Annotated in this window: 13 protein-coding genes and 3 pseudogenes; 5 read left to right on the top strand and 11 right to left on the bottom strand. The window is 63.5% G+C overall.

Features of this window, described 5'->3' with window-relative positions; translation table 11 throughout:
- Positions 1–566, bottom strand: a pseudogene (locus VIQ49_RS05260) (hypothetical protein); the annotation flags it as partial.
- Positions 563–1,681 (bottom strand): phosphotransferase family protein, encoded by a 1,119-nt coding sequence (locus VIQ49_RS05255; RefSeq protein ID WP_331881621.1) that lies wholly within the window; start codon positions 1,679–1,681, stop codon positions 563–565. The gene VIQ49_RS05255 and the pseudogene VIQ49_RS05260, both read right to left, overlap by 4 nt.
- Before the next feature lie 218 nt (positions 1,682–1,899).
- On the opposite strand from VIQ49_RS05255, the pseudogene VIQ49_RS05250 reads away from it, so the two are divergent.
- The 4 genes and pseudogenes from VIQ49_RS05250 to VIQ49_RS05235 all read left to right on the top strand — a co-directional run.
- A pseudogene (locus VIQ49_RS05250) lies at positions 1,900–2,775 on the top strand (LLM class flavin-dependent oxidoreductase); the annotation flags it as partial.
- 113 nt (positions 2,776–2,888) lie between these two features.
- Positions 2,889–3,290: a YybH family protein gene (locus VIQ49_RS05245; protein ID WP_331881612.1), complete on the top strand. Its 402-nt coding sequence runs from the start codon at positions 2,889–2,891 to the stop codon at positions 3,288–3,290.
- 155 nt (positions 3,291–3,445) lie between these two features.
- On the top strand, positions 3,446–5,008 hold the full coding sequence (locus VIQ49_RS05240) for an alkaline phosphatase D family protein (protein WP_331881618.1): 1,563 nt from the start codon (positions 3,446–3,448) through the stop codon (positions 5,006–5,008).
- Between the two features lie 213 nt (positions 5,009–5,221).
- On the top strand, positions 5,222–5,653 hold the full coding sequence (locus tag VIQ49_RS05235) for a VOC family protein (RefSeq protein ID WP_331881610.1): 432 nt from the start codon (positions 5,222–5,224) through the stop codon (positions 5,651–5,653).
- A 19-nt stretch (positions 5,654–5,672) separates the two neighbouring features.
- Here the strand turns inward: VIQ49_RS05235 and VIQ49_RS05230 are convergent, their stop codons facing one another.
- From VIQ49_RS05230 to VIQ49_RS05220, 3 genes are all read right to left on the bottom strand, one after another.
- Entirely contained in the window at positions 5,673–7,652 is a 1,980-nt protein-coding gene (locus VIQ49_RS05230) for an ABC transporter ATP-binding protein (protein ID WP_331881607.1), read from the bottom strand.
- Complete coding sequence (locus tag VIQ49_RS05225; RefSeq protein ID WP_331881605.1) at positions 7,649–9,382, bottom strand: ABC transporter ATP-binding protein; 1,734 nt, start codon at positions 9,380–9,382, stop codon at positions 7,649–7,651. The genes VIQ49_RS05230 and VIQ49_RS05225 overlap by 4 nt, the downstream gene beginning before the upstream one ends.
- 120 nt (positions 9,383–9,502) lie before the next feature.
- Complete coding sequence (locus VIQ49_RS05220) at positions 9,503–9,874, bottom strand: cupin domain-containing protein (RefSeq protein ID WP_331881603.1); 372 nt, start codon at positions 9,872–9,874, stop codon at positions 9,503–9,505.
- A gap of 83 nt (positions 9,875–9,957) precedes the next feature.
- Here VIQ49_RS05220 and VIQ49_RS05215 point away from each other — a divergent pair, with 83 nt between their 5' ends.
- On the top strand, positions 9,958–10,401 hold the full coding sequence (locus VIQ49_RS05215) for a MarR family winged helix-turn-helix transcriptional regulator (RefSeq protein ID WP_331881601.1): 444 nt from the start codon (positions 9,958–9,960) through the stop codon (positions 10,399–10,401).
- A gap of 2 nt (positions 10,402–10,403) precedes the next feature.
- Here the strand turns inward: VIQ49_RS05215 and VIQ49_RS05210 are convergent, their stop codons facing one another.
- From VIQ49_RS05210 to VIQ49_RS05185, 6 genes and pseudogenes are all read right to left on the bottom strand, one after another.
- The gene (locus tag VIQ49_RS05210) at positions 10,404–11,264 is read right to left on the bottom strand and encodes an alpha/beta fold hydrolase (RefSeq protein ID WP_331881599.1); all 861 of its coding nucleotides are present in this window, start codon (positions 11,262–11,264) and stop codon (positions 10,404–10,406) included.
- 54 nt (positions 11,265–11,318) lie between these two features.
- Positions 11,319–11,867 (bottom strand): dihydrofolate reductase family protein, encoded by a 549-nt coding sequence (locus VIQ49_RS05205; protein WP_331881598.1) that lies wholly within the window; start codon positions 11,865–11,867, stop codon positions 11,319–11,321.
- 137 nt (positions 11,868–12,004) lie between these two features.
- Entirely contained in the window at positions 12,005–13,558 is a 1,554-nt protein-coding gene (locus VIQ49_RS05200; RefSeq protein WP_331881615.1) for an MDR family MFS transporter, read from the bottom strand.
- Between the two features lie 37 nt (positions 13,559–13,595).
- On the bottom strand, positions 13,596–14,093 hold the full coding sequence (locus VIQ49_RS05195; RefSeq protein ID WP_331881597.1) for a MarR family winged helix-turn-helix transcriptional regulator: 498 nt from the start codon (positions 14,091–14,093) through the stop codon (positions 13,596–13,598).
- 755 nt (positions 14,094–14,848) lie between these two features.
- A complete protein-coding gene (locus VIQ49_RS05190; protein ID WP_331881596.1) occupies positions 14,849–15,373 on the bottom strand; it encodes a polyketide cyclase in 525 nt (174 codons plus the stop codon).
- Between the two features lie 31 nt (positions 15,374–15,404).
- A pseudogene (locus tag VIQ49_RS05185) lies at positions 15,405–16,104 on the bottom strand (beta-mannosidase); the annotation flags it as partial.

The following is a 16,104-nucleotide window of genomic DNA, read 5'->3' as shown; positions in this document are numbered from 1 at the left end:
CGCCCCGCCGGCTCGGCCTCTCCAACCGGACGGACACCCCACGACCGATCCCGGGTCCCGACCCATGTCGACGGATCGACGGCGATGTCGGTACTGTCGACCGACAAGGTACCGCTCCAGGTTCCGACCTGGGCAAATCGCTGTGCCTGCAATGTGATTCGACTGCCGGTCCGCAAGACATGCGGTTGCTCCTGCAGCGGGTCGAACGAACCCTCCCAGGTCATGTCCATGGCGACGCCCTCGGTGGGTTCGAGAATCAGACGCAACTTCTGCAGCGGCTCGATCACCTCGATCCGGTAGCCGTTGACACGCTGATCGAGCCGGTTCGAATCGATGGCGTCACCGAGATGGACCGCGGTCTGCACATCGCCCCGTCGCACCAACACAAACGCGTCTTTGGTGCCCAGATTCGGGTAATAGCCCGCACCGGTGATCACAAATATGTCGCCGGTGCGGTCATGGGCATTAAAGTAACTGCGGTCGTAGAAGTTTCGATCGCTCGAGTCGACATGTCCGATGGGCAGAGGCACCTGATGGATGGGATATTCGTCAAGTGGTCCGATCATTGTGCATCCCCTTCGCCCGCGCCGATGAGTTGTTCGAGGAGTGCCCGATGATGGAACAGGCCATCCACTTCGTCCGGCATCTCGATCTCACCGAAATGCACCTGCCGAGCCCCCGTGCGCATGAACACGCACCCCCAGATCACCGCGGAATACGCGTAGAACCAGTCGAGGTCGCCCACTGCCACCCCGGTCAGTTCGGTGTACGTGGCGACGACATCGCGTTCGGTCAGTGTGTCCGGCATACCGGGAAGGCCCAGACTCGTGGTGATGTGCTGAAACACGCGATGCGCGAAGATCATCCAGGCAATATCCAGTTCGCGGGGTCCGACGGTGGTCATCTCCCAGTCGAGGACGGCCACCGGACGAAAGTCGCGATATAGCGTGTTACCCAAGCGCGCGTCGCCCCACAACAGCACCGGCTCCGCGGCGTCGGCATCGGCGGGCCAGTGATCTTCGAGCCAGTCGAATGCCCGATCCAGCAACGCCGATCGCCCGATCGCACCGGCGGCGAACTCGTACCAGGATCGGCACCAGTTGACGTTGCGCCGCAAGGCGGTGTCGCCGTCGTTCCCCTCGTCGAGAAATCCGAACGTGGTCACCGCATTCGGCATCAAATGCAGTTCGGCGATGACGGCCACCGTTGCGTCTTGCACTGCTCGTTGGTCGGAAACGGACGCATCGTGGAACCAGTTGTCGCCAAACGTATACGGCATGACGTCGGGGGGAACGATCCCGTCGACGTGGTCCATCAGGAAGAATGGTGTGCCCAGCACGTCTCCGGTGGGTTCCATCCAGCGCACCTGCGGCACGGGTATGTCGGTCATGTCACGCACCAACCGCATCACCTCGAATTGGTGGTCGAGCCGGTACTGCGGGAACACCGGTACGTCGTCGTCGGCCGGTGTCACGCGGGCCACGTACCGGCGAGACGTGGTTTCACCATCAGATTCCCAGGTGGCGGTGAGCACTATTGTCTCCGAGGACATCCCGTTGCTGTCGATGCCACTGTCCACCTCTACGGTGGGTGTGACGCCACCGGGCAGGACAGTCGACAGCCACGAGGCGAGTCTCGCCGGAAGTGTTGCTGCGTCTCTACTCGTACGCTGCAGTCTCATGTCAGCAAGCGGCTGGTCAGCTGCCACCGATACCCCTTCGGAAGCTTGTGCCCCACACCTGAAATGTGACGCAGATTACGATACGGCTGGTGACGTAACTAAATCAGAGACCACTGTCCGAGACAACCATTTTCAACTTTCCGGCTTTGTGCTCACAGCGCCACGACTCGAAGGACGGTAGCCGTGCCACTGCCCGGCGAACCACTCGACAAGCCCGGCCTGTCGCCGTCCTTGCTGCGGCCACACAGCGCACCAGCCGCATCGGTTTGGGCACCGCGGTCATCCCGCTTGGCTCGAGGATCCTCTTCGGCCGCCGAAGACCTCGCCACGGTCGATCTCCTCTCCGGCGGCCGACTCAATCCCGGCGTCTCCGTCGGCACCCCGATGCGGTACGACGATTTCAAGACCAGTCTCTATCCGGAGACCCACGCGATCGAGAACTTCAGCAAAGACCGTGTCCGCCGGCTCATGAACAACATCCGGGGTGTCCCGGTCAGCCCGTTCGAGGGAACCGTTGGTATCGAGGAGTTCTCACGCATCGTGCCGCCCCACTCCCCCGGGTTGATCGACCGACTCTGGTATGGCGGCAGGTTGTCGTCGGCGATCTGGGCCGGGGGCAGGGCCTGAACCATCTGACCAGTTCGGTGGTCACCGCCGAGGGGTCGGACACAGCGAGACCTGACCCGGCGGGATCCGACACACTCGACTTCGCCACGATTCAGGCACAGCACATCGACGCCTACCGGGCGCACCACCCGAATCCCGAAAGAGCGCGTGTGTCACAGGGTCTGGTGGTCATTCCCACCGATTCGGCCGGCCCCGAGCAGATTCGGAACCAACGGGACTACGCCGCGTCCCGATTCGAGCGGACGCTGTCTCCGCAGGGACCGCGCAGGATGCTGTTCGCTCCGGACATCGTCGGGACCTCGGAGGAGATCGCCGACCAACTGTTCGCCCACGCGGGGTTCCAGCGCACCCAGGAGGCAACCTTCGCGTTACCGTTCTCGTTCGACGACCCCGACTACCTACAGATCCTCACCGACAGGGCGACGCACCTCGCCCCCAAGCTCGGTTGGACTCCAGCTTCGGGGTGACGTCCACCGGCGCGCTGCACGCGAACCGATGAGTTCTCCACCGGATGGTGGTCAGAACCCAGGACAGACCAAACCGTCTACGGCGGGTCTGACCGCCGGCGAGGAGACACACCATGTCTGATGACACCGAGGACATCCGGGTCCTCCTCAACAGCTGGGCGCAGGGCGTCCATACCGGCGACCTGGACACGGTCCTCGCCGACCACTCGTCCGACATCGTGATGTTCGATGTTCCCCCGCCTCACAACGGCATCCGGGGTATCGACGAGTACCGTAGGTCGTGGCCGCAGTTCTTCGAGTGGCAGGCCGGCGGTGCGACTTTCGACATCGTCGACATGGATATCTCCGCCGGCTCCGATGTCGCGTTCGCGCACATGTTGCTGCGATGTGGAACCGCGCAAGATTTTGCCGATGATCCGGATCGACGATTGCGGCTCACAGTCGGGTTGCGGAAAGACAACGCCCGGTGGACGGTGACGCACGAACACCACTCGTTCGCCATCGACATCGAGTAACGCCTCACTGCCCGGAGCGTCGCCGGTTCGGGCCTCTTCGTTCGCGTTTCGCATGACCTTCACCCAGTGGTTCTCGCGCGGCCACGTCGGGTTGATTCGCTGCCAGTGTGCCGAACAACGTTCGAATCAGTCCTGACAAGACCATCCGCCGTGGCATGTCGCGCCGCAAATTCCTGACCTGGACCGGTGTGGCGGGTGCGCTCGCCTTCACCCCCGGACTGGTCGAGGTGCCGACGGCGTACCCGGTTCCCGCGAGCCGGGGTGATCATCTCTTCACACTCGGCGTCGCGTCCGGCGACCCCCTTCAGGATGCTGTTGTCCTGTGGACACGTCTGGCCCCCGCACCACTGCAGCGCCGTGGCGGGATGACCGAGGTTCCCGTTCCGGTGGAGTGGGAAGTGGCTCTCGACAACAGTTTTCGGCAAGTGATCCGGCGCGGAGTGGAGCTGGCGATACCCCGGGACGGACACAGCGTCCATGTGGACGTCCGCGGACTCGAACCTGCCACCGACTACTTCTATCGATTCCGTGCCACCGGCCACGTATCCGACACCGGCCGAACCCGAACGGCGCCGGCGCCGGGTTCGCGGACAGATGCGTTCACCTTCGCGTGGGTCTCGTGCCAGTCGTGGGCTGACGGCTTCTTCAACGCCTACGACGACCTGGCCGCGGCCGCACCGGATGTGGTGTTTCATCTCGGAGATTACGTGTACGAGAAGGGCATCGAGATCGGCGGCGGCCGCCGCAACACCAACGCGATGCCACAGTCGTGCCTCTACGAGATGGCCACGCTGGACGACTACCGGGACCGGTATGCGTTGTACAAGCTCGACCCGCAGCTGCAGAACGCCCACCGGGTATCGCCGTTCGTCATCACCATGGACGATCATGAGGTCGAGAACAACTGGGCCGCAGCCATTTCCGAAGAAGGTGCACCGGTTCCGGATTTCCTGGCACGTCGGGCCATGGCGTTCAAGGCATGGTGGGAGAACGCCCCGGTCCGCGCCGGTCTCCGGCCTGGTGGTGCGGACATGCAGATCTATCGCCGGTTCGACTTCGGTGACATCGCCAGATTCAGCGTGCTCGACACACGGCAGTATCGAAGCGATCAGGCCGGCGGCGACACCGACGGGCCGCAGACCGAACTGACGGCTGATCCGACCCGGTCGATCACCGGCGATGTTCAGGAGCGCTGGATACTCGACGGGCTGGGGTCGAGCACGGCGCGATGGAATGTGCTCGCGCATCAGACCACCATCGCCGACCTCGCCCGGACGAAGGATGGCACACGCGCGGTCAGCATGGACGGCTGGAGTGGATATGAGGCGTCGCGATCACGAATCCTGAACGGCGCCCGCGATCGTGGAGTCCGCAACCTCGTCTCTGTCGTCGGCGACATCCACCGGTCGGTGGTGTCGGAACTCAAACCGACGTACTCGCGTCCGGCCGACACCATCGGCGTGGAGTTGGCCGGTACGTCGATCTCGTCGGGCAAAGACGGCGCCGACAGCGACGACAACGACCGGCTGCTGAAGGCCTCATCGCCTCACGTCAAGTTCGGCAACGCGCAGCGCGGCTACGTGCTCAACACGCTCAGCCACAGCGAGTGGAACGCCGAGTTCCGCGTTGCCGATTCGATCGCAGATCCCACCAATCAACTGCATCGCCGGGCCCTGGTCACGATTCCCGACGGCCGACCCGAGATCGATGTAATCTGACACGATTTGCCCAGTGCGGCAACCATTTACATGGAACCGGGCATTCTGCTGACGATCACCGAATGGCACCGGCCGCCGGCTCGACTCCCTGCCGGACGGTCGTGATCACGCACGCGGAGCCGTCTGCGCAGCGACACCGAATCGCCACTTATCCGTCAGTTCATTGCCGTAAACTGCAGTGTGCGACGGCCACCTTCGACAAGGGAGCACTCGATGAAATCAGTCAATCCGTACCTGAACTTCAACGGCAACACCGAAGAGGTTTTCACCTTCTATCAATCCGTGTTCGGCGGTGAGTTGCAGCTGGCACGTTTCAGCGACATGGACACCGGCGACATGAACATGACCGAGGAGCAGCTGCGGGGGGTCGCGCACGTCTCGCTCCCCCTCGGCGACAGTGTGCTCATGGGATCCGATGTCCCCGAGCAAATGGGCACGATCACCGCGGGCAGCAATTTTGTCGTGTCGGTCGAAGCCGACAGCGCAACCGAAGCCGATCAGCTGTTCGACGGGCTGTCTGGCTCAGGCGAGGTGACCATGCCACTCGGCAAGGTCGAGTGGGCCGAGCGCTTCGGCATGTGCACAGACAAGTACGGCATCCAATGGATGGTCGGATACACCGGCGACGTCCAGTTCGGTCAGTAGGTCAGAACTTCCCGACCGGTCAGCTCTTCGACAACTCCGGTGTTTCGATCTCGCCGGCCTCATCCTCTTCGGTATCCATCGGCCCGATGAATTGGCTGTTGTACAGGCGGTAGTAGGCACCACGGGCGGCAATGAGTTCGTCGTGTGAACCCTGTTCGACGATGCGGCCCTTCTCCATCACCAGGATGGTGTCGGCGTCACGAACTGTCGACAAGCGGTGGGCGATCACAAAACTCGTGCGGTCGGACCGCAGCGCGGCCATCGCCTTCTGGATCAGGAGCTCGGTGCGGGTGTCGACGGAGCTGGTGGCCTCGTCGAGGATGAGCAGCGTCGGCTTCGCGAGGAACGCCCGGGCGATCGTGATGAGCTGCTTCTCGCCGGCGCTGACACCGCCGCCTTCTTCGTCGATGACGGTGTCATAGCCCTCGGGCAGTACGCGCGCGAAGTGGTCGACATGGCTGACCCGGGCGGCTTCCATGATCGCCTCGTCGTCGGCGTCGGGGTCACCGTAGGCGATGTTGTCGCGGATGGAGCCGCCGAACAACCACGAATCCTGGAGCACCATCCCGGTCCGCTCGCGCAGATCGTCGCGGGTCATCCGTGAGGTGTCCACACCGTCGAGCTCGATGGTGCCCGAATCGACGTCGTAGAAACGCATGATCAGATTCACCAGTGTGGTCTTGCCGGCTCCGGTCGGACCGACGATCGCAACCATGTGCCCGGGCTTGGCCACCAGTGACAGGCGTTCGATCAAGGGGTGGTCGGGCACGTAGCGGAACGAGACGTCGTCGAAGGTGATGAGTCCCTTGCTCGTATCCGGAGATTCCGGCAACGCCGGATCTGGGCTCTGTTCTTCGGCGTCGAGGATGTCGAAGATGCGCTCGGCCGACGCCACGCCACTCTGCATCATGTTGACCATCGACCCGATCTGGGTCAAGGGCTGCGTGAACTGCCGCGAGTACTGGATGAACGCCTGCACATCGCCCAGACTCAGCGATCCCGACGCCACCCGCAGCCCGCCCACCACGGCGACGGCCACGTAGTTGAGATTTCCGAGAAACATGATGGCGGGCATGATGATGCCGGAGATGAACTGCGCTCTCCAACTGGCGTTGTACAACTTCTCGTTGCGCTCGTCGAACCGCCTCTCGACATCCTCCTGCCGTCCGAACGCCTTGATCAGTTCATGGCCCGAGAAGGCCTCTTCGACCTGACCGTTGAGACGACCGGTGTTGGACCACTGCGCCATGAAGTGTGGTTTCGACCTTCTGGCCACCACCGCGGTGACCAGGATCGCCAGCGGAATCGTGACGATCGCGATGAGCGACAGCAACGGCGAGATCCAGACCATCATCACCAGGATCGCGAACACCGTCAGGACGGAGTTCAGCACCTGGGCGATCGTCTGTTGCAAGCTCTGCGAGACGTTGTCGAGGTCGTTGGTGACCCGGCTCAGCAGATCACCGCGTTGGTTGCCGTCGAAGTACCGCAGCGGGAGACGGTGGATCTTCGCCTCCACCTCCGCACGCAACTCGCGCACGGTGTGCTGGGTGAGAACGTTCAGGATCCGGCTCATCAGCCAGGTCATCACCGCGGACACGACGTAGAGGACGAACACCAGCATCAGGACTCGGGCGACGTCACCGAAGTCGATGCCCGTACCCGGGACGACGTCCATCGACGACACCATGTCGGCGAATGTGTTGTCGCCCTGCTGCCGAAGACTTTCCACCGCCTGATCCTTCGTCTGGCCCGCGGGCAGACGATCGCCGATGACCCCGGCGAAGATCAGATCGGTGGCATGCCCGAGGAGCAACGGTCCGATGGCGGTCAGGATCACCGACGTGACGGCGACGAATCCCATCACACTCGCCGCCAGTCGGCGCACGATCAGCATGCGCAGGAGCCGTTTGACGGACGGGCCGAACGATCTGGCCTTCTCGATCGGGACGGCAGCCATCATCGGTCCGCCACCGCCACCGCCACCTGGCCGGCTCATGCCGGACTCTCCACCGACAGCTGCGACTGCGCGATCTCCGCGTAGGTCGGGCATGTCTCCAGCAGCTGGTCGTGGGTACCGATTCCGACAACCGCACCGCAGTCGAGTACGACGATCTGGTCGGCGTCGGCGATCGTGCTGATCCGCTGCGCCACGATGAGAACGCAGGCCTCGCGGGTTGCCGGACGCAGCGCCGCCCGGAGGCGGGCGTCGGTACTGAGATCGAGCGCCGAGAACGAGTCGTCGAACAGGTAGATCTTGGGTTTGCGGATCAGCGCGCGGGCGATCGCCAGTCGCTGCCGCTGACCACCCGACACCGTGGTTCCGCCCTGGGCGACTTTGGTGTCGAGTTGTTCGGGCATCTCACGGACGAAGTCTGCGGCCTGGGCGACGGTCAACGCTTCCCACATCTCTTCTTCGGTGGCGTCGGGCTTGCCGTACTGCAGGTTGGTCGCGATGGTTCCGGAGAACAAATAGGGCCGCTGCGGGACCAGCCCGATCTCGGCGCGCAGGACGGCCGGGTCGAGGTCCCGGATGTCGGTCCCGCCTACGGTGACCGCGCCGTCGGTGACGTCGATCAGGCGCGGCATGAGCGAGAGCAGCGTCGTCTTGCCCGAGCCGGTCGATCCCACGATCGCGGTGGTTGTCCCCGGCCGCGCGGTGAAGGTGATGTCTCGCAGGACCGGTTCGTCGGCGCCCGGGTATTGGAAACGCGCCGAGCGCAATTCGACCAGGCCGGCGTCCTCGCGCATGGGCTTGGGCTTCGTCGGCGGAACCACGGACGATTCGGTCTCGAGCACGTCGTAGATGCGCTCGGCACACACCGCGGCCCGCGGTGCCATCATGGCCAGGAATGACGCCATCATGACGGCCATCAGAATCTGCATGACGTAGGAGATCATCGCGGTCAGGGCGCCGACCTGAATGCTGCCGTCCTCGATCAGGTGGCCACCGAACCAGATGATGAAGACGGTGGTCACGTTGCTGATCAGCAGGACCGCCGGGAACATCAGCGCCATGAGTCGGCCGACGTAGAGGGAGGCGTCGGTGAGGTCGCGATTGGCCCGCGAGAATCGTGCGCGCTCGTGCGGTTCCCGGACAAAGGCGCGGACCACACGGATACCGGTGATCTGCTCACGCAGGATCCGGTTCACCGCATCGATCCGGGTCTGCATCGCCCGGTATCCCGGCACCATCCGGAAGATGATGTACGCCATGCTCATACCGAGCAACGGCACAGCGACCACCAAGACCCAGGCCAGCGTTCCGCCCACCGCGACGCCCAGCACGATCCCGCCGACGCACATGATCGGAGCGGTGACCAGGATCGAACAGGCCATCACGCCGACCATCTGGACCTGCTGCACGTCGTTCGTCGTCCGCGTGATCAGTGACGGCGCTCCAAATGTTCCGACCTCCCGCGCCGAGAAACTCTCCACTCGATGCAGGAGGTCGTGTCTGATGTCGCGGCCGGCGCCGAGCGATGCCCTGGCACCGAAGTACGCCGCCGAGATCGATGCCAGCACCTGCACCAGCGACACCGCAAGCATCCATCCACCGATCTGGAGGATGTAGGTCGTATCGCCCTTGGCCACTCCGTTGTCGATGATGTCTGCGTTCAGTGTCGGGAGGTACAGCATCGCGGCGGTCGCCACCAATTGCATCAGCACGACACAGATCAGCGCGGAGCGATAGGCACCCATATAGGTGCGAAGGAGGCGGGTCAGCATTGGACAGTCACGTGATTGACGTTAGCAAGCCTGCAGAGGCACTTTCACCTGGATATTTCACCGCGTCCGTTCTGCCCGATTGCGATTCGCTGCCCGATTGCCACTCGCTGCCCAGAGCAGTCACTGTGCCCAGGGCGGGACGATCACCTCACCGTCGGCTGTCGTGGCCCGCAGGCCCGGGGTTGTGGTCACCCACGCCGCCGCGTCCTCGGTACCACCATCGATCCGAACCTCGGCGCCGGCGCCGATCAAGACCGCATCTCCGGTGTGCGCCGTTGCGCGCACACCGCCCAACGTCACTGCCAGATCCCCGTGCAGGATCAGCAGGACCTCTTCGTGATCAGGGCGATGTGCCACTCCGACCTGCCGGGCGGGGACCTCCAGACGCCATGCGCAGAGCTGCTCGCTGCCCCGGCCCGGATTCACGTACGCCCGGAAGGTGCTGCCGTGCACGGAAAAGATGGTCGCGTCCTCGGGAATGATGATCGGCATGTGGGCCTCCGGTGTGAATTATATGGACAAGTCTCTTGACCATATAGACAAGACTCTTGCCTGTCGATGGCATACTCCTCCACATGGATGACACCGACTGGCATTCCGCTTCGGCACTACTGCGACTGTCGGCACAATTGGTCGACGGGATACAGGACGGCATGGTCCGCCGCGGTTTCACCGACGTGCGACCGGTCCACGGGTTCCTCTTTGCCACAGTGTCGGCGGGTCCCACCACCGCGACCGAGATCGCCTCCCAGCTTCAGGTTACCAAACAGGCTGCGGCGCAGCTTATTTCATATCTCATCGAGCGGGGCTACCTGACCAAGGAGGCCAGTGCTCTCGACCGGCGCATCCAGCTGATCGATCTCACACCGCGCGGGCACGGCTGCACACGGGCAGCCCAGCAGTCGGCCGAAGAGTGTGTCGGTGCGTGGCGTGAACAGCTGTCCCGCAAGAACTTCGACGCGCTGGTGGCCTCGCTCGACGTCCTGGCCGGTCCGGGACGCCTACGCCCGAGTTGGTGACCTCAGCTGATGGTCCGGGCCCGAGCCGGTTCGACCCCCAGGAAATCGGTGAGGATGTCCACAACCTTGGCGGGCGCCTCGGCATGCGGGTAGTGGCCGACACCCGCCAAGACCTCGAGCCGGCTGCTCGGGATGGCTTCATGCGCGGCGTACCCGTGTGCAACAGGGATGATCTTGTCGGCTTCACCCCAGATCAGCAGCGTCGGCATCTCAGAGTTCAGGTACAGGCGGTTCATCGCGCTGACAGCCTGACCGCGATGGTCGACCACCGAACGGAGGGTCCGCAAAAACGCCTGCCGCGCTTCACGGTCGTTGAGCGACGAGTACGACCGCCACGTCTCGTCTGCCCGCGGCGCCTGGATTCCGGCGGAGTTCAGCCACGACCGGACCTTGTTTCCGGCGGCCAGCACCGGTTTCGGCGCGATGATCGGCAACACCAGCTCAGCTCCCGGTGCCGCCAGCAGACGCAGCATCCAGTTGACGTCGGGGCCGAGCCCACCGCTGCCGATCAGGACCAACCGTTCGCAGTATTCGGGGTGCTGGTAGGTGAACTGCATGGCAACACCGCCGCCGAGCGACTGACCGATGACCGTGACCTTGCCGATGTCGAGTTCACGCAGCAGATCCCGCAGCGTCGCCGCGAACGAACCGAGCGAGTAGTCGCCGCGCGGCTTGCCGGATTCTCCGTGACCGGGCAGATCGGGCGCGATCACACGGTGGGTACGCGCCAGACTGGGTACCACCGCTCGCCATGTTGCCGAGCTACCGGCCATCCCGTGAATCAGGAGCAGGACGTCGCCGGCGCCCTCGTCCACATAGGCAATGCGCTCGCCGTGCAGGTCTACATGCTGGAGTTCGTTCATGCCGCCCCTCCCGTGTTGGTTGTGCCTGCGTGCCGCCCACCGCACGGGCACCCGTCACCGCACGACGCGGAACCAGGTGTTGGTCGACAGCGGTGTATGCGTGAGCCGGGTTCTCTCGAGCTTCACCGGAGGTGACCCCGGATCGTCGAACAGCCGCACCCCGTCGCCCAACAGTATGGGCGCGATACAGACCATCAGCTCGTCGACTTTCCCCGCCGCCAGCAGTTGGCGTGCGATGTCCGCCCCCAACACATTGACATACTTTCCGCCCGCCGATGCCTTCGCCCGCTCGTGTGCCCGATCCAGATCGTCCACAAACGTGACGTCGGGCACCTCGGCGTCCGGTGGATCATGGCTGACAACGAACTGTGGTCCACTCCACCCGCCGCCGAAGGCCTCACCCTCGCCTTCCCTCCCCTTGTTCGGGTCGTCGCCGGTGAACGTACGTTTTCCGACGAGGAGCGCACCGATCTGCGCGGCAATCTCCTCCACTGTGGGATTGGGGCCGATGAACCGGGTCGCCCACGACATGTCCCCGCCGGGACCGGCGATGAATCCGTCGAGTGACATGGTCGCGGAATAGAGAGTTTTACTGACTGTCATGTCGGGACAGACCCGGCGAACCGTCACAATTCATCGCTCTGCGCGCGATCCCTGGCACCTTCGGAAAACACGAAGACGAGCCACGTTTTCGTGGCTCGTCTTCGGTTGACCGGCCGGCGGCGAATCAACGCGACCGATCAGGCGTCGACCAGATCCTTTGTCGGTGTGCCGCCTTCGCGCATCGGATCGGCGTCGGCATCGATATCGATGGTCCGGCGCAGCGGACGGTTCGGCAGGAACGCCACTGCGATCAGCGCGATCACGGCGGCGGCCGCGGCGATCAGGAAGATCGCACTGGTGGCATCGCCATAGGCGGCCCGTACGATCGTCTGTACCTGCTCCGGCAGCGCGCCGATATCGAGGCTGCCTCCCGACGATCCGCCCTTGATGCCCAATGAGGACAGGCCGGAGGCCGACAGATCGGCAACCCTGGTGGCCAGGACCGAACCGAGGACCGAGACACCGACCGCGCCTCCGAATGTCCGGAAGAACGCGACGTTGCTCGAGGCCGCGCCGATGTTGTGAACGCTGACGGTGTTCTGAACCACCAGGACCAGGTTCTGCATCAGCATTCCGGTACCCAGCCCGACAATCAGGGTGAACACCCCGAGGAGCCACAGATTGGTCGCGTGATCGATGGTGCCCAGCAGCGCGAAACCGATGATCAGGAACACCGACCCGACGAGCATGTACGGCTTCCACTTGCCGAAGCGGCTGATCAACTGACCCGAGCCCACCGACCCGATCAGCATGCCCACCACCAGCGGGATCGACAGGAGTCCCGCGACGGTCGGCGAGAATCCGCGGGCGGTCTGGAAGTACTGACCCAGGAAGGTCGTCGATCCGAACATGCCCATGCCCACTGCGATCGACCCGATGATGGCCAGACCGGTGGTTCGCTCGGCAACGATCTTGAGCGGGATGATCGGCGACTTCACCTTGGATTCGACCATGACCGTGGCCAGCAGGAGCAACACCCCACCGGCGACGTACATCGCGGATTCCTTGGAGAGCCAGCCGTAGTAACCGGCCTTGCCGGCGAACGAGACCCAGATCAACAGGACGGAGATACCCGCGGTGAGCAGAGTCGCGCCGAGCCAATCGATCGAGACGTCTTCCTTGCGGTCGGTCTGGATGTGCAAGGTCTTCTGCAGGAGGAACAAGGCAATGACGGCCAACGGCACACAGACGAAGAAGCACCAGCGCCATCCGAGGGGGCTGTCCACGATGACGCCACCGAGGATCGGGCCGCCGGACATCGATACGGCCATCGTGGCACCCATGTACCCCGAGTATCGACCGCGTTCACGTGGCGAGACGATGCTGCCGATGATGGCGACGACCAGCGCGGTCAGACCACCCATGCCGACGCCCTGGATCACGCGCGCCGCCAACAGAATCGGCACGTTGTGTGCGAATCCGGCCAGGATCGAACCGATGACGAAGATCACCAGCGAAGACTGGACGAGGACCTTCTTGTTGAAGATGTCGGCGAGCTTGCCCCAGATCGGGGTGGACGCGGCATTGGCCAGCAGCGCGGTCGTGATCACCCATGAATAGGCGGTCTGGGAGCCCTTGAGGTCACCGATGATGGTGGGCAGTGCCGTCGCGACGATGGTCGTACTGAGCAACGCGGTGAACAGACCCGCGAGCAGCCCGACCATCGTCTTGAGGATCTGCTGGTGTGTCATCGCCAGTGGATCGTTCTTTTCCACCACCGTCGTCGAGCTAGACATAGTTTTCCTGGCTTTCCTTGCGATTCGACGTGGGCACCGGCCGTACGGCCCGGTGCACATGTTCGGTCAACGATTTCTTGAGTTTCTGGACCGCGACCCTGGCGGATTCGGCCTCGGCCTCCGACCAGTCGGCGAGTACGTTCTGGAGTTCCCGAGCACGCGTCTCGCTGCTGCGGTACAACAGTTCTCGCCCGGCCGGGGTCAATGACATCTGAGTCGCCCGGCGGTCGTCGGGGTCGGTCAGCCGGTCGACGTAGCCACTATCAACGAGCTCGGTGATGTGCCGACTGAGTACGGACTGACTCAGACACAGGTCGGTGGCGAGTTCGGACTGGCGGCATGGCTCGCGGGCAGCGAGCGCCGCCAGCACACCGAGTCCGCCTCGATGGTTTCCGTTGTCACCTTCGATCTCGAGCGCGCCTCGCATCATCCGGCCGACCAAGTGCAGATCAACGATCAGCTCGCGGGCAGCCTCTCTGGACATCGCCATGGTGCCTCCCCCGTAGAGTTAATTAATTGCACTCCGCAACTATATATTAGTTGCATGCTGTAATCAACTAAGTCCTCCACGGACCTATTCCGTGATCCGGCAACAAGATCTCGTACGCATGGCGGATCGCACCTGATGCTGGTTGGTGAAACAGTCGTTTCAGTCAAGGTGGTGTTCAGCGAGCATGAATCACGAGATCGACACCGAATCCAGGGACACCAGCATCGAAGCGCTCGTTGCGCAACTGTTGGCCGACTTCGCGCATAGTCACAAGTGCCGAGGCGGCATGGATCGCCGAAATGAACGGAGAGCGTGTCGGTTGCGTCTTCTGCACCAACGGCGACGAAGACAGCGCAGCAAAGCTCCGGGTACTCGTCGTCGACCCTCGCGCGCGAGTTCACGCCCTGGTCACGGGAACTCTGACCAACGCGCCGCCCGATCGAGAGGGTCGAATCGTATGGCAACACCAGATTCCGGCGGATCACCGTCAGCCCGTCACATCGAATTGCTTGGCGCTGCATACCGATACGTCATCGACCACGGGTTGACCGACCTCACACGGCCCAGAGCACTCGATCCAGAGAACCAGCGTGCTCGCGGTCCTACTCGGCGCGTTGATGGACGTGCTGGCGACCGGCCAGACAGACCGCTGTCACAGCCGCAGTCGACGCGACGCTCAGCGCACTGGAAAACGCGTGGACCCCGCCGTCGGACGAGACCACGTCGCCGTTGGGATCACAAGTGGGACAACTCGACTAGGTTCGCGGCGTCTCGCGCGGATAACCCCGGCGCACGGTGCGATCGAGGATCCCCAAGGTGGCGGCCAGCGAACTGGTGTGGATCACCGGAAAGATGTTCTTCTCACGCCACTCCGGATGGATGTCGGACCAGTCATAGAACGACGTCACCTTCGTCGCACCGTCGGCGGTCGGTTCGAGCCGGTACCCGTAGACATGACCGATCTGCGGCCGGAGACGACCGAGGATCGTCCATGACACCTCGACGTCGGGAACGAAGGTCGCGATGGTGACGGTCACGTCGTACTCCCCCAGCGGGAAATCGCCCAGTGCCTCCCGGTCCATGTGCACCACAAAGGTGTCGCCGACGGCTGCCACCCGATCGCCGGTGGCGTCCATCAGCATCCCTGACGCATCGATTGCGACGTGGCCCTGTGGGTCGGTGAGAACAGCAAAGATGTCCATCGCGCTCGCGCGGATCACCCGTTCGGATTCGATTCGGTCAAATCCGGTATTCTGGTCATTCGTCTGTTCAGCGGTCATACAACAGGCTAGCCACGCTGGCCCGCGAACTTCACCCGATCGTGTTCAGGTCCTCCACGAGATCGAACACCGGATCGTCCGGACCGATGTCGAAGGTGCAGTACTGAGGCCTCGGATCCGGCACGAATGCCCAGAACAGCGCGCCGTCCGTTCCGGCGAGCTTCTGCCCGGACACCTTGGTGTCGAAGTCGTCCGCCCGGCTCTGCAGCGATCCGCACGAGCCGGCATTCTGACCGATCTCAGTCACCACCAATGGCTTTCCGAGCAGCTGAGCCTGAACGATGTGGGTGGACAAGCCGTTCCAGATGTCGCCGGGAAGCGGAACGCCATCAGCGCCGTAGTCGTGATACTCGAGAACGTCGACGTTCACCGACGCGTTGACCAGTCGATAGTCATCTCCTGCCGATCCACACTGTCCGCCACCGATCAGTCCCGCCCAGATCGGCGTTGCCGGGTCGGCGGCCCGGATCAGCGCGCCCGCGTCGTCGAAGAAGTTGCGCAGGACCTCCCCCGCGTCTGACGGGCACGTCCTGGTCTGCCAGTTGCATGCGGTGTCCGTACACAGACTCGTCTCGGGTTCACCCACCAACTCCCAGCCGGCCAGCGCCGGCGACGATTCCCACCGATTGACCGCGGTCGACACCCACTGGTCGAAGCGGAGTGGAGCACCGGCCGGGACGACCGCGTTCCAATCGTCGTCGTACCAGTCGTGGTCCTTGAAGAGTTCGTCT

It is taken from the genome of Williamsia sp. (genome assembly GCF_036566845.1).
Taxonomy (GTDB): Bacteria; Actinomycetota; Actinomycetes; order Mycobacteriales; family Mycobacteriaceae; genus Williamsia.
The sequence above is the reverse complement of the archived record's forward strand: the minus strand, read 5'-3'. Positions and strand labels throughout refer to the sequence as shown.

What these genes read in the sequence shown, in the direction of transcription:
- VIQ49_RS05255 (WP_331881621.1), bottom strand. Translation starts at nt 1,681, where the DNA reads ATGAGACTGCAGCGTACGAGTAGAGACGCAGCAACACTTCCGGCGAGA.
- VIQ49_RS05245 (WP_331881612.1), top strand. Translation starts at nt 2,889, where the DNA reads ATGTCTGATGACACCGAGGACATCCGGGTCCTCCTCAACAGCTGGGCG.
- VIQ49_RS05240 (WP_331881618.1), top strand. Translation starts at nt 3,446, where the DNA reads ATGTCGCGCCGCAAATTCCTGACCTGGACCGGTGTGGCGGGTGCGCTC.
- VIQ49_RS05235 (WP_331881610.1), top strand. Translation starts at nt 5,222, where the DNA reads ATGAAATCAGTCAATCCGTACCTGAACTTCAACGGCAACACCGAAGAG.
- VIQ49_RS05230 (WP_331881607.1), bottom strand. Translation starts at nt 7,652, where the DNA reads ATGAGCCGGCCAGGTGGCGGTGGCGGTGGCGGACCGATGATGGCTGCC.
- VIQ49_RS05225 (WP_331881605.1), bottom strand. Translation starts at nt 9,382, where the DNA reads ATGCTGACCCGCCTCCTTCGCACCTATATGGGTGCCTATCGCTCCGCG.
- VIQ49_RS05220 (WP_331881603.1), bottom strand. Translation starts at nt 9,874, where the DNA reads ATGCCGATCATCATTCCCGAGGACGCGACCATCTTTTCCGTGCACGGC.
- VIQ49_RS05215 (WP_331881601.1), top strand. Translation starts at nt 9,958, where the DNA reads ATGGATGACACCGACTGGCATTCCGCTTCGGCACTACTGCGACTGTCG.
- VIQ49_RS05210 (WP_331881599.1), bottom strand. Translation starts at nt 11,264, where the DNA reads ATGAACGAACTCCAGCATGTAGACCTGCACGGCGAGCGCATTGCCTAT.
- VIQ49_RS05205 (WP_331881598.1), bottom strand. Translation starts at nt 11,867, where the DNA reads ATGACAGTCAGTAAAACTCTCTATTCCGCGACCATGTCACTCGACGGA.
- VIQ49_RS05200 (WP_331881615.1), bottom strand. Translation starts at nt 13,558, where the DNA reads ATGACACACCAGCAGATCCTCAAGACGATGGTCGGGCTGCTCGCGGGT.
- VIQ49_RS05195 (WP_331881597.1), bottom strand. Translation starts at nt 14,093, where the DNA reads ATGGCGATGTCCAGAGAGGCTGCCCGCGAGCTGATCGTTGATCTGCAC.
- VIQ49_RS05190 (WP_331881596.1), bottom strand. Translation starts at nt 15,373, where the DNA reads ATGACCGCTGAACAGACGAATGACCAGAATACCGGATTTGACCGAATC.